The sequence below is a fragment of the Streptomyces sp. NPDC052114 genome, from assembly GCF_040680155.1.
Lineage (GTDB): Bacteria > Actinomycetota > Actinomycetes > Streptomycetales > Streptomycetaceae > Streptomyces.
In genome coordinates this window covers 147,482-159,343 of sequence record NZ_JBFAWC010000012.1, presented here as the reverse complement: position 1 = coordinate 159,343, position 11,862 = coordinate 147,482, and the positions used below count along the sequence as shown (strand labels likewise).

Below are 11,862 nucleotides of genomic sequence, written 5' to 3'. Positions count from 1 at the left end.
GTCCGTCCCCGTTGCGGTGCGGGTGGACCCGGGCGGGCGGCCATGAAGTGGTGTCGAGATTCGGCGCGAAATGCACGTGATCCGGCGCCCGTGGTGCGCGAGCGGCGCGCTCCACGGGCCCCGGGCGTGACTACTTCGCGTCGGACTCGCCGTCGGTCTTCTTCGGCTCCGCGTCGTCGGCCCCGGCCGTGTCCTTCTTGCCGAGGTCGATGGGCGAGTCGTCGGAAGCGGCGGCGGGCTCGTCGGTCTCGGTCAGGGAGGAGGCGTCGTCCGGAACGACGGGGGTGTCTTCCTTCAGGTCGTCCTCGGTGCCGTGCACGATGCGGTTGTACTCGTCGTCGCTGAGGACGGCGCCGATCGCGTTCTTCGCGTAAACCGCGTGGACACCGGGGGCCACCTCAAGAAGGACCGCGTCGTCGTGGACCTCCTTGACGGTGGCGTACATGCCCCCGATCGTGCGGATGCCGGTGCCGGGCGTCATCTCGTTGCGCATCTGCGCGGCGGCCTGCTGCTTCTTCTTGGCAGACCGGGTCATCAGGAACATGGCCCCGATGAGCACGATGAACGGGAGGAGGGTCACGATATTCACGGGACGGAGTTTCCTTCGCACGACCGCGCAGGTAAGCGGCCTGGTGGATGGGGGTGGGCACGCCGCCCGCAAAGGCGGCATCGGCGGAGTCTAAGCGAGTCCGCGCCTAACGAACAACGCTCAGCATGGCACCGCAGTTCCTGACGGTGCGACTCTCCGCGCCGTTCCCGACCTGTTCGACCGCCCTCTCGTCGACATCACGCCGTCCCCGCGCCACCGATGGGCCCGCGTCACGCCCCGAACAGGTCCTGTTGTCCCTTTCCGCCCCCGGCTTGCGGGGGCACGAGCCCCAGGTGCGCCCAGGCCGCCGGGGTGGCGACGCGGCCGCGCGGGGTGCGGGCGAGCAGCCCCTCGCGTACGAGGAAGGGCTCGGCGACCTCCTCGACCGTCTCGCGCTCCTCCCCCACGGCGACCGCGAGGGTGGACAGGCCGACGGGACCGCCGCCGAAGAGCTTGAGCAGGGCCTCCAGGACGGCCCGGTCGAGGCGGTCGAGGCCGCGCTCGTCCACCTCGTAGACCGCGAGGGCCGCGCCCGCGATGTCACGGGTGATCGCGCCGTCGGCCTTGACCTGGGCGTAGTCCCGGACGCGGCGGAGCAGGCGGTTGGCGATGCGGGGCGTGCCGCGCGAGCGGCCGGCGATCTCGGCGGCGCCCTGCGGGTCGATGCCCACGTCGAGCAGCGCCGCGGAGCGGTGGACGACCCGCTCCAGCTCCGCGGGCTCGTAGAACTCCATGTGCGCGGTGAAGCCGAAGCGGTCGCGCAGCGGCGGGGGCAGCAGTCCCGCGCGCGTGGTGGCGCCGACCAGGGTGAAGGGCGGCAGTTCGAGGGGGATGGCGGTGGCGCCGGGGCCCTTGCCGACGATGACGTCGACGCGGAAGTCCTCCATCGCCATGTAGAGCATCTCCTCGGCGGGCCGCGACATCCGGTGGATCTCGTCGAGGAAGAGGACCTCGCCCTCCTGGAGGGAGGAGAGGATCGCGGCGAGGTCGCCCGCGTGCTGGATGGCCGGGCCGCTGGTGATGCGGATCGGGGCGCCCATCTCGGCGGCGATGATCATCGAGAGGGTGGTCTTGCCGAGGCCGGGGGCGCCGGAGAGCAGGACGTGGTCGGCGGTGGCCCCTCGCGCGCGTGCCGCCTTCAGGACGAGGTCGAGCTGCTCGCGGACCTTCTCCTGGCCGATGAACTCGTCCAGGTCCTTGGGGCGCAGGGCGGCCTCGACCGCCTGGTCCTCGCCGTCGGCGGACGCACCGACGAGCCGCTCGGCCGCGCCGGGTGCGGCGGTCGCGTCGTCGGTGGTGTCGTCCCAGTTCATGAGGTGTGCCTCGCGGTGATCGGTGCGGGGGTGGGCAGCGGAGGTGGCGGGGAGGGTCAGCGGGTGCGGTTCAGGGTCTGGAGCGCGGCCTTGAGGAGCTGGCCCACCTGCGGCGTGCCCTCGGCGGCCTCGGCCTGCGGGGTGACGGCGGCGACGGCCTCGTCGGCCTCGCGCGTGGCGTACCCGAGGCCGATGAGCGCGGCGTGCAGCTGGTCGCGCCAGCCGGCGGTGACGGCGGTGCCGATGGCGGGGCCTCCGGTGCCGAGGGGCTCGCCGAGGCGGTCCTTGTACTCCAGGAGGAGCTTCTGGGCGCCCTTCTTGCCGATGCCGGGCACGGCGGTGAGCGCCTTCTCGTCGCCGGTGGAGACCGCGCGGCGCAGGGCGTCGGGGCTGTGCACGGCGAGCATGGCCTGGGCCAGGCGCGGGCCGACGCCGCTCGCGGTCTGCAGCAGCTCGAAGGTCTGGCGCTCGTCGTCGTCCGCGAAGCCGTACAGGGTCAGGGAGTCCTCCCGTACGACCAGGGAGGTGGCGAGCTTGGCCTGCTGGCCGACGCGGAGCGTGGAGAGGGTGTTGGGCGTGCACTGGACGGCCATGCCGACACCGCCCACCTCGACCACCGCGAGATCGGGGGCGAGGGCGGCGACGGGGCCGCTGACGAAGGCGATCATGGGGTACGGCCTTTCTGGGCTGTCGGTGCTGTCTGGGCTGCCTGGGCTCTGTGGGCTGCCGGGCGGGCCGCGGTCTTCGCGGCGTGCCGCGCCACGGCCTGCTGGAGGCGGTTCTGGGCGACGGCCTGCTGGAGGCGGTTCTGCGCGGGGGCGCGCCAGATGTGGCAGATGGCGAGGGCCAGGGCGTCCGCCGCGTCGGCGGGCTTGGGCGGCGCGTCGAGCCGCAGGATGCGGGTGACCATCGCGCCGACCTGGGCCTTGTCGGCGCGGCCCGCGCCGGTGACGGCGGCCTTGACCTCGCTGGGCGTGTGCAGGGCGACGGGGATGCCCCGGCGCGAGGCGCAGAGCATGGCGACGGCGCTGGCCTGGGCGGTGCCCATCACCGTGCGCACGTTGTGCTGGCTGAACACGCGCTCGACCGCGAGGACTTCGGGGTCGTGCTCGTCGAGCCACTGCTCGATGCCCTGCTCGATGGCGACCAGACGGTGGCCGAGCTCCGCGTCGGGCGGGGTGCGCACGACGCCGACGCCGTGCATCGTCAACGGCCGCCCCGCGACACCCTCGACGACACCGACACCGCACCGGGTGAGTCCCGGGTCGACCCCCAACACGCGCACGTGGCCCCTCCAATCGCCTGTCTGTGCAGGCTATCGGGTCCCTCTGACAACGCGACGGGCCGACGGGGGTGTGTCCCGTCGGCCCGTGCGTGCCCCGAGGGGCGCGGGTCTGCTCGGCCCGGCCGTGCGCCTACGCGTCGACCTTGGCCATGACCTCGTCGGAGACGTCGAAGTTGGCGAAGACGTTCTGCACGTCGTCGCTGTCCTCCAGCGCGTCGATCAGCTTGAAGATCTTGCGGGCGCCCTCTTCGTCCAGCTCGACCTGCATGGTCGGGACGAAGTTGGCCTCGGCCGAGTCGTAGTCGATGCCGGCCTCCTGGAGCGCGGAGCGGACCGCGACCAGGTCGGTGGCCTCGCTGAGCACCTCGAAGGTCTCGCCGAGGTCGTTGACCTCTTCGGCACCGGCGTCCAGGACCGCGCCGAGGACGTCGTCCTCGCCCAGCTCGCCCTTGGGGACGATCACGACGCCCTTGCGGTTGAACAGGTACGACACGGAGCCCGGGTCGGCCATCGAGCCGCCGTTGCGCGTCATGGCGACGCGGACGTCGGAGGCGGCACGGTTGCGGTTGTCGGTGAGGCACTCGATGAGCACCGCGACACCGTTCGGTCCGTAGCCCTCGTACATGATCGTCTCGTAGTCGGCGCCGCCCGCCTCGAGACCGGCACCGCGCTTGACCGCCGAGTCGATGTTCTTGTTCGGGACCGAGCTCTTCTTCGCCTTCTGGATGGCGTCGAAGAGCGTCGGGTTGCCGGACACGTCGGCGCCGCCCGTGCGGGCCGCGACCTCGATGTTCTTGATCATCTTCGCGAAGAGCTTGCCGCGCTTGGCGTCGATCACGGCCTTCTTGTGCTTCGTCGTAGCCCATTTAGAGTGGCCGGACATCTGCCTGTCTCCTTCGCGTTACCCAACAACCAGTACGAACTCTCCCAGACCTTAAGGCCCCGGGGGGATCCCACGAGATCCTACAAGGATCCCGCGCGCCCGTTCCCCCGCACCATGTCCACGAACAGCGCGTGGATGCGGTGGTCGCCCGTCAGTTCCGGGTGGAACGACGTGGCGAGCGCGTTGCCCTGGCGTACGGCGACGATGTGGCCCTCGTGCTCGGCGAGCACGTCGACCTCGGCGCCGATCGACTCCACCCAGGGTGCCCGGATGAAGACGCCCTCCACGGGGTCGCCCGCCACGCCCTTGACGCCGACGGCCGCCTCGAAGGACTCGTTCTGTCGCCCGAAGGCGTTGCGCCGCACGATCATGTCGATGCCGCCCACCGTCTCCTGGCCCGAGCGCGGGTCGAGGATCTTGTCGGCGAGCATGATCATGCCCGCGCAGGTGCCGTAGACCGGCAGACCCTCGCGCACGCGGGTGCGCAGGGGCTCCAGGAGGCCGAAGAGGGCGGCCAGCTTGGAGATGGTGGTGGACTCGCCGCCGGGGATGACCAGGCCGTCCACCTCGGCGAGTTCCTCGGGGCGCCGCACCGGCCTGGCCACGGCGTCCGCCGCGGCCAGGGCGATGAGGTGCTCCCGTACGTCCCCCTGGAGGGCGAGGACGCCCACGACGGGAGTGGTCATCACCAGCCCCGGTTCGCGTAGCGCTCGGTCTCGGGCAGGGTGTCGCAGTTGATGCCGACCATGGCCTCGCCGAGGTTGCGGGAGGCGTCCGCGATGATCTTCGGGTCGTCGTAGAAGGTGGTGGCCTTCACGATGGCGGCGGCGCGCTTGGCCGGGTCGCCGGACTTGAAGATGCCGGAGCCGACGAAGACGCCCTCGGCGCCGAGCTGGCGCATGAGCGCGGCGTCGGCGGGGGTGGCGACGCCGCCCGCGGAGAAGAGGACCACCGGCAGCTTGCCGAGCTCGGCGGTCTCCTTGACCAGCTCGTAGGGGGCGCGCAGCTCCTTGGCGGCGGCGTACAGCTCGTTGTTGTCGAAGCCGCGCAGCTTGGCGATCTCGTTCTTGATCTGGCGCAGGTGGCGGACGGCCTCGACGACGTTGCCGGTGCCGGCCTCGCCCTTGGAACGGATCATGGCCGCGCCCTCGGCGATGCGGCGCAGGGCCTCGCCCAGGTTGGTGGCGCCACAGACGAAGGGGGTCGTGAAGGCGAACTTGTCGCTGTGGTTGACCTCGTCGGCCGGGGTGAGGACCTCGGACTCGTCGATGTAGTCGACGCCGAGCGACTGCAGGACCTGGGCCTCGACGAAGTGACCGATGCGGGACTTGGCCATGACCGGGATCGAGACGGCCCCGATGATCTCCTCGATCATGTTCGGGTCGGACATCCGGGCCACGCCGCCGTCCTTGCGGATGTCGGCGGGCACGCGCTCCAGCGCCATGACGGCGACGGCGCCGGCGTCCTCGGCTATCTTCGCCTGCTCGGCGTTGACGACGTCCATGATCACGCCGCCCTTGAGCTGCTCGGCCATGCCGCGCTTCACGCGCGCGGTGCCGGTCTCGGGCGTCGGGTTGCTGCTGGAGGGGGTGCTGGACACGGAGGTGACCTCACTCGGTGAAAGACGTTGTCGGCAACTCCGAGGAAACTCCCGGCGACCAGGCCACAGCAAGGGCCAATGGACGACCGGTGGCTCATTTTTCCGGGGCGTCCCAGGTCAGCGCGGTGCCGGCTGCCGACGGGGCGGGCCGACGACGGGGCTCCGGGCAGGTGGAGGGCCGTATTCCAGGCGGATCGAGGGCCGCATTGCGGGCGGCCGAACACCGGACGGTCCCTCCGCGCGGCAGGCCGCCCGCCGTCCGCCGAACAGCCCCCCGCACGGCCCGTAGGCCGGACACCCCCGCCCGGCCCCTCCCCCGACCCCTAGGCCGTAGCCCGGTCCGCCAGCGCCACCGGCGGTTCGTCGTCCATCTCGAAGGCCATCGGGAAGGGCGCGTGTCCGGCGAGCCGGAACCAGCGGACCTTGCGGTGGCGGCGCAGCGCGCGGGCGGCGCGCACGGCGTCGTTGTGGAAGCGCCGGGCCATCGGCACCCGGCGCACGGCCGCGGCCAGCTCGCTCGCCGCCTCGTCGCCGCCCGGGGCCTCCCGGACCGCCTCGACCTGCTGGGCCTCGCCGAAGATGGCCCGCAGTGCCTGGCTGAGCTCGCTCTCGGCGACCTCGCGCTGTTCCTCCTCCGCCTGCCGGGCCGCGTGCGCCGCTTCGTAGAGCACGATCGAGGCGGCGGGGTCGAGCACTCCTGAGGTGGCCAGCTCCTGGGCGACCGAGGCGCGGCGCAGCAACTGCGCGTCGAGGGCGGCGCGGGCGGCGTCGATGCGGGCGTGGAGCCGGTCGAGGCGTCCGGCGGTCCAGCTCAGGTAGAGGCCGATCGCGAAGAGGGCCACCGCGATCCAGATCAAAGTGGAGGTCACGGGCCCACAGGCTAGTCCCCTCGCGGGGCCCCGATCACCGCCGGGCGCCGGGAGCGGTCAGGGCGTCAGTCCCTGGCGAGCCCGAACCGCGCCCGCAGCCCGCTCCGTTCGTCGGCCGCGACCGAGGCCGCGCCGTCCGTGACCGTCTCGTACACCGCGAGGATGTCCGCGCCGACCGTCGCCCAGTCGAAGCGCCGCACGTGCAGGCTGCCGCGCTCGCGCAGGCCCTCGCGGCGCTCGGGGTCGGCCAGCAGGCGCACCGCCGCCTTGGCGAGCGACTCGGCGTCCTCGTTGCCGAACAGGTCGCCCGCCGCCCCCTGGTCGAGCACTTGGGCGAAGGCGTCCAGATCGCTGGCGAGCACGGGCGCGCCCGCGGACATCGCCTCGACGAGGATGATGCCGAAGCTCTCGCCGCCGGTGTTCGGCGCGACGTACAGATCGACGCTGCGCAGCAGCCGTGCCTTGTCCTCGTCGCTGACCATGCCGAGGAACTCCACGCGGGAGCGCAGTGCGGCGGGGAGCGAGGCGACCGCCTCCTCCTCGTCGCCGCGGCCCGCGACCAGCAGCCGGGCGTTGGGCCGCTCGGCGAAGATCCGCGGCAGCGCCTTCATGAGCACCGGGAGGCCCTTGCGGGGCTCGTCGATGCGCCCGATGAAGCCGATCGTCTCGCCCTGCCACTCGGGCCGGGGCTCGGCCTTGGCGAAGAAGTCGACGTCGACGCCGTTCGGGATGACGACCGCGTCGCCGCCGAGGTGCTCGACGAGGGTGCGGCGCGCGTACTCGCTGACGGCGATGCGCGCGCTGATCTTCTCCAGGGCGGGCTGGAGGATCGGATACGCGGCGATCATCGCCCGGGAGCGCGGGTTGGACGTGTGGAACGTCGCCACGATCGGGCCCTGCGCGGCCCAGCAGCTGAGCAGGCCCAGCGAGGGCGAGGCCGGTTCGTGGATGTGGATGACGTCGAAGGTGCCGTCGTGCAGCCAGCGGCGCACCCGCGCGGCCGAGAGGAACCCGAAGTTGAGCCGGGCCACGGAGCCGTTGTACGGCACGGGAACGGCGCGTCCCGCCGACACGACGTACGGCGGCAGGGGGGTCTCGTCGTCGGCCGGGGCGAGGACGGAGACCTCGTGCCCCAGGCGGATGAGGTGCTCCGCCAGATCGCGGATGTGGAACTGGACGCCGCCCGGCACGTCCCACGAGTACGGGCAGACGATGCCGATCCTCACGACTGCCCCTCGGCGGCCGGACGGCCCTCGGGAGCGGCGGGCTCGGCGGGCGGGTCCTCGGAGCGGGGCTCCAGGTCGGCGAGCCACAGACGCTGCAGCATGTGCCAGTCCTCCGGGTGGTCGGCGATACCGGTGGCGAAGGCGTCGGCCAGCGCCTGCGTCATGACAGACGTCTTCTCCGCCCTGGTACCTGTCTCGGGGACGTCGACAGGCGGGTGGACGCGGCCCTTCATGACGGGAGAGTCGTCGTACCAGAGGGTCACGGGGAGCAGCAACGCGCCGGTCTGCTGGGCGAGGATCGCGGGCCCCGCGGGCATCCGCGCGGTGTCCCCGAAGAACTTGACCTCGACCCCGGAGGCGGACAGGTCGCGGTCCGCGACGAGACAGACGAGGCCGCCCGCGCGCAGGCGCCGCGCCAGCGTGCCGAAGGCGGAACCGCCGGTGTGCGGCAGGACCTCCATGCCGAGGCTCTCGCGGTAGGCGACGAAGCGGTCGTACAGCGATTCGGGCTTGAGGCGCTCGGCCACCGTGGTGAACGGGGTCTCCAGCTTGGTGGTGACCCAGGCGCCCGCGAGGTCCCAGTTGCCCAGGTGCGGCAGGGCGAGGATCACGCCCTTTCCGGCGGCGAGCCCGTCGGTGAGGTGGTGGACGTCCTTGACGTCGAAGCCGTCCCTGACCCGTTCCCTGCTCCAGGACGGCAGCCGGAAGGACTCCATCCAGTAGCGCAGGTAGGAGCGCATGCCCGCCCGGGAGAGCTCGGCGAGCCGCTGCGGGCTCGCGTCGGGCACCACGCGCGCGAGGTTGGACTCCAGGCGCAGCACGCCCTTGCCGCGCTTCTTCCAGGCGGTGTCGGCGATGGTCCTGCCGAGCCGCTCGGCGACCGGCTCGGGGAGCTTCTTGACGGTGCTCCAGCCGAGCCCGTACAGCGCGTCGGTGAGTCGGTCCTTCACTTCGCCGTCTCGCTCTCCGGCGCCCCGGCGGCCGCGGCGTCCGCCTCCGCGGACTCGCGGCGCACCGTCACGACCCGCTGGACGAGGGTGACCAGGCTGCCGACCGCGACGATCCACAGGGCGACGGGCAGCAGGATGTCGATGCCCGGTACGCCGAACGCGTGGAGCCCGGCGAGTCCGGCGGCGACCAGCGAGATCACCAGCCGCTCGGCGCGCTCCACCAGGCCGTTGACCGCGACGGGCAGGCCGATCGCCTCGCCGCGCGCCTTGGTGTACGAGACCACCTGGCCGCTGGCCAGGCAGAAGATGGAGACGGCGCACAGGATGTTGTCGTCGCCGGAGCCGGCGTACCAGAGGGCGAAACCGCCGAAGATCGCGCCGTCCGCCACCCGGTCGAGCGTGGAGTCCAGGAAGGCGCCCCAGCGGCTGGAGCGGCCCAGCTGACGGGCCATGTTGCCGTCGACGAGGTCCGAGAAGACGAACAGCGTGATGACGATCGTGCCCCAGAAGAACTCGCCCCGGGGAAAGAAGACCAGCGCTCCCGCCACCACACCGGCCGTGCCGATGAAGGTGACCGCGTCGGGGCTGACCCCGCGGCGGATGAGAAACGCGGCGAACGGTGTGAGGACACGCGTGAAGAATGCACGCGCGTACTTGTTCAGCATGGCCTTCCCGAGGGGTCGGTGCGCCGCGCGGCCCCGTTGGCCACCGGCTGGCCCATCGTAGTCACGCCCTTGACGCACCGGCTCGCGCCCTCACGTTCGCGTACGACGTATGGACGCAGAGTGACCCGAGTGGAAAGCTCGGAACCACCACGGGCGCCGCCGGAGCCGCCCCGCACCCGGCCCCGCGTGTCCGCGAGCAGCCAGCATCCCCGAGGGGGCTGAGCCTCCTCACCGTGCACGTAACCGGGAGGCCAAGGCATGGGCGACAAGGCGAACGCACACCCCGGAGCCGCCGGCAGGGCGACATCGGCCGACCACCCCGCGTCCGTACGGAATGTGGTGCTGGTCGGCCACAGCGGATCGGGCAAGACGACCCTGGTGGAGGCCCTCGCGCTGACCGCGGGAGCGGTGAACCGCGCCGGCCGGGTGGAGGACGGCACGGCCGTCTCCGACTACGACGACATCGAGCACCGGCAGCAGCGCTCGGTGCAGCTGTCCCTGGTCCCCGTCGAATGGGGCGGCTTCAAGATCAATCTACTCGACACCCCCGGCTATGCCGATTTCGTCGGGGAGCTCAGGGCCGGTCTGCGCGCCGCGGACGCGGCCCTTTTCGTCGTCTCGGCGGCGGACGGCGTGGACGGCGCGACCCGCATGGTGTGGGAGGAGTGCGCGGCGGTCGGCATGCCGCGCGCCATCGTGGTCACGCACCTGGAGTCGGCCCGCGCCGACTTCACCGAGATGACCCGCACCTGCGCGCAGGCGTTCGGCGCCGACGACCCCGACGCCGTGCTCCCGCTCTACCTGCCGCTCCACGGCGAACAGGGGCCCGACGGACACGCCCCGGTGACCGGCCTGATCGGGCTGCTCTCGCAGCGGATATTCGACTACGCCTCCGGTGAGCGCAAGGAGTCCGAGCCGGGCCCCGACCAGCTGCCGCTGATCGAGCGGGCGCGCAACCAGCTGATCGAGGGGATCATCGCCGAGAGCGAGGACGAGTCCCTCATGGACCGCTATCTCGGCGGCGAGGACATCGACTTCAAGACGCTCGTGGAGGACCTGGAGCGCGCCGTGGCGCGCGGCATCTTCCATCCCGTGCTCGCCGCCGCGCCCGCCGCGGAGGGGGCCCGCCAGGGCATCGGCACGGTCGAGCTCCTGGAGCTGATCACGGGCGGTTTCCCGACTCCGCTGGAGCACCCCGCCCCCGCCGTGACCACGCCGGGCGGCGCCGCGCGGCCCGCGCTGTCCTGCGACCCGGAGGGCCCGCTGGCCGCCGAGGTGGTCAAGACGGCGTCCGACCCGTACGTGGGCCGGATCTCGCTGGTACGGGTCTTCTCCGGCACCCTGCGCCCCGACGAGACCGTCCACGTCTCCGGGCACGGTCTGGCCGACCGGGGCCACGAGGACCACGACGTCGACGAGCGCGTCGGCGCGCTCTCGTCCCCCTTCGGCAAGCAGCAGCGCACGCTCACCCGGTGCGTCGCGGGCGATCTGGCGTGCGTGGCCAAGCTGAGCCGCGCCGAGACCGGCGACACCCTCTCCGGCAAGGACGACCCGCTCCTGATGGCGCCCTGGGACATGCCCGACCCACTGCTGCCCCTGGCCATCCAGGCGCACAGCAAGGCCGACGAGGACAAGCTCTCGCAGGGGCTCTCGCGGCTGGTCGCCGAGGACCCGACGATGCGGCTGGAACAGAACCAGGACACCCATCAGGTGGTCCTGTGGTGCCTGGGCGAGGCGCACGCCGACGTCGCGCTGGAGCGGCTGCGCAGCCGGTACGGCGTGCAGGTCGACGTGGTGGCGCACAAGGTCTCCCTGCGGGAGACGTTCGCGGGCAGGGCCGCGGGCCGGGGCCGCCATGTGAAGCAGTCGGGCGGGCACGGCCAGTACGCGATCTGCGAGATCGAGGTCGAGCCGCTGCCCGGCGGCAGCGGCATCGAGTTCGTCGACAAGGTCGTGGGCGGCGCGGTGCCGCGGCAGTTCATCCCGTCCGTGGAGAAGGGCGTGCGCGCGCAGGCGACGAAGGGGGTCGCCGCCGGGTACGCGCTCATCGACGTACGCGTCACGCTCCTGGACGGCAAGGCGCACTCGGTGGACTCCTCCGACGCCGCGTTCCAGACGGCGGGCGCGCTCGCGCTGCGCGAGGCGGCGGCCGGGGCGAGGATCCATCTGCTCGAACCGGTCGCCGAGGTACAGGTGTTGGTCGGTGACGACCATGTCGGGGCGGTCCTCAGCGATCTGTCCGGCCGGCGCGGCCGGGTGGTCGGCACCGAGCAGGCACCCGGCGGACGCACGCTCGTGCGGGCCGAGGTCCCCGAGATAGAGATCGGCCGGTACGCGGTGGATCTGCGGTCCCTCTCGCAGGGCACCGCGCGTTTCAGCCGTTCCTACGCGCGCCACGAGCCGATGCCGCCGCAACTCTCCGAGAAGATCCGTGAACAGGCGCAGGACACGGCCTAGTTGGACCGTCCGGTGCGGGCCGCCC

12 protein-coding genes are annotated in these 11,862 nt (G+C 72.3%); 1 reads left to right on the top strand and 11 read right to left on the bottom strand.

Annotated elements, in window-relative coordinates:
• Positions 1 to 130: 130 nt before the first annotated feature.
• The 11 genes from yajC to pgsA form a co-directional block, all read right to left on the bottom strand.
• Complete coding sequence (yajC, locus tag AB0L89_RS26505; protein ID WP_365145631.1) at positions 131 to 589, bottom strand: preprotein translocase subunit YajC; 459 nt, start codon at positions 587 to 589, stop codon at positions 131 to 133.
• Positions 590 to 819: 230 nt separating this feature from the next.
• Positions 820 to 1,902 (bottom strand): Holliday junction branch migration DNA helicase RuvB, encoded by a 1,083-nt coding sequence (ruvB, locus tag AB0L89_RS26500; RefSeq protein ID WP_365145628.1) that lies wholly within the window; start codon positions 1,900 to 1,902, stop codon positions 820 to 822.
• Positions 1,903 to 1,958: 56 nt separating this feature from the next.
• On the bottom strand, positions 1,959 to 2,570 hold the full coding sequence (gene ruvA, locus AB0L89_RS26495) for a Holliday junction branch migration protein RuvA (RefSeq protein WP_365145625.1): 612 nt from the start codon (positions 2,568 to 2,570) through the stop codon (positions 1,959 to 1,961).
• A complete protein-coding gene (gene ruvC / locus AB0L89_RS26490; protein WP_365145622.1) occupies positions 2,567 to 3,187 on the bottom strand; it encodes a crossover junction endodeoxyribonuclease RuvC in 621 nt (206 codons plus the stop codon). The genes ruvA and ruvC overlap by 4 nt, the downstream gene beginning before the upstream one ends.
• Positions 3,188 to 3,317: 130 nt before the next feature.
• On the bottom strand, positions 3,318 to 4,070 hold the full coding sequence (locus AB0L89_RS26485) for a YebC/PmpR family DNA-binding transcriptional regulator (protein WP_365145619.1): 753 nt from the start codon (positions 4,068 to 4,070) through the stop codon (positions 3,318 to 3,320).
• 80 nt (positions 4,071 to 4,150) lie between these two features.
• Complete coding sequence (gene pdxT / locus AB0L89_RS26480) at positions 4,151 to 4,756, bottom strand: pyridoxal 5'-phosphate synthase glutaminase subunit PdxT (protein ID WP_365145616.1); 606 nt, start codon at positions 4,754 to 4,756, stop codon at positions 4,151 to 4,153.
• Positions 4,756 to 5,670, bottom strand: coding sequence for a pyridoxal 5'-phosphate synthase lyase subunit PdxS (gene pdxS / locus AB0L89_RS26475; RefSeq protein WP_365145613.1), 915 nt, complete (start codon positions 5,668 to 5,670; stop codon positions 4,756 to 4,758). The genes pdxT and pdxS overlap by 1 nt, the downstream gene beginning before the upstream one ends.
• Positions 5,671 to 5,993: 323 nt before the next feature.
• Complete coding sequence (locus tag AB0L89_RS26470; protein WP_365145610.1) at positions 5,994 to 6,539, bottom strand: hypothetical protein; 546 nt, start codon at positions 6,537 to 6,539, stop codon at positions 5,994 to 5,996.
• A 65-nt stretch (positions 6,540 to 6,604) separates the two neighbouring features.
• Positions 6,605 to 7,765: a glycosyltransferase family 4 protein gene (locus tag AB0L89_RS26465; protein WP_365145607.1), complete on the bottom strand. Its 1,161-nt coding sequence runs from the start codon at positions 7,763 to 7,765 to the stop codon at positions 6,605 to 6,607.
• The gene (locus tag AB0L89_RS26460) at positions 7,762 to 8,715 is read right to left on the bottom strand and encodes a phosphatidylinositol mannoside acyltransferase (protein ID WP_365145604.1); all 954 of its coding nucleotides are present in this window, start codon (positions 8,713 to 8,715) and stop codon (positions 7,762 to 7,764) included. The genes AB0L89_RS26465 and AB0L89_RS26460 overlap by 4 nt, the downstream gene beginning before the upstream one ends.
• Positions 8,712 to 9,380: a phosphatidylinositol phosphate synthase gene (gene pgsA / locus AB0L89_RS26455; protein ID WP_365145601.1), complete on the bottom strand. Its 669-nt coding sequence runs from the start codon at positions 9,378 to 9,380 to the stop codon at positions 8,712 to 8,714. Before pgsA ends, AB0L89_RS26460 begins: the two co-directional genes overlap by 4 nt.
• Before the next feature lie 258 nt (positions 9,381 to 9,638).
• Between pgsA and AB0L89_RS26450 the strand changes: the two genes are divergently transcribed.
• Positions 9,639 to 11,837: an elongation factor G-like protein EF-G2 gene (locus AB0L89_RS26450; RefSeq protein ID WP_365145598.1), complete on the top strand. Its 2,199-nt coding sequence runs from the start codon at positions 9,639 to 9,641 to the stop codon at positions 11,835 to 11,837.
• Positions 11,838 to 11,862: the final 25 nt, after the last annotated feature.

Excerpts from the sequence above, each read along its gene's own strand:
- pgsA (WP_365145601.1), bottom strand. The coding sequence starts at position 9,380 with ATGCTGAACAAGTACGCGCGTGCATTCTTCACGCGTGTCCTCACACCG.
- ruvB (WP_365145628.1), bottom strand. The coding sequence starts at position 1,902 with ATGAACTGGGACGACACCACCGACGACGCGACCGCCGCACCCGGCGCG.
- pdxT (WP_365145616.1), bottom strand. The coding sequence starts at position 4,756 with ATGACCACTCCCGTCGTGGGCGTCCTCGCCCTCCAGGGGGACGTACGG.
- ruvA (WP_365145625.1), bottom strand. The coding sequence starts at position 2,570 with ATGATCGCCTTCGTCAGCGGCCCCGTCGCCGCCCTCGCCCCCGATCTC.
- AB0L89_RS26450 (WP_365145598.1), top strand. The coding sequence starts at position 9,639 with ATGGGCGACAAGGCGAACGCACACCCCGGAGCCGCCGGCAGGGCGACA.
- AB0L89_RS26485 (WP_365145619.1), bottom strand. The coding sequence starts at position 4,070 with ATGTCCGGCCACTCTAAATGGGCTACGACGAAGCACAAGAAGGCCGTG.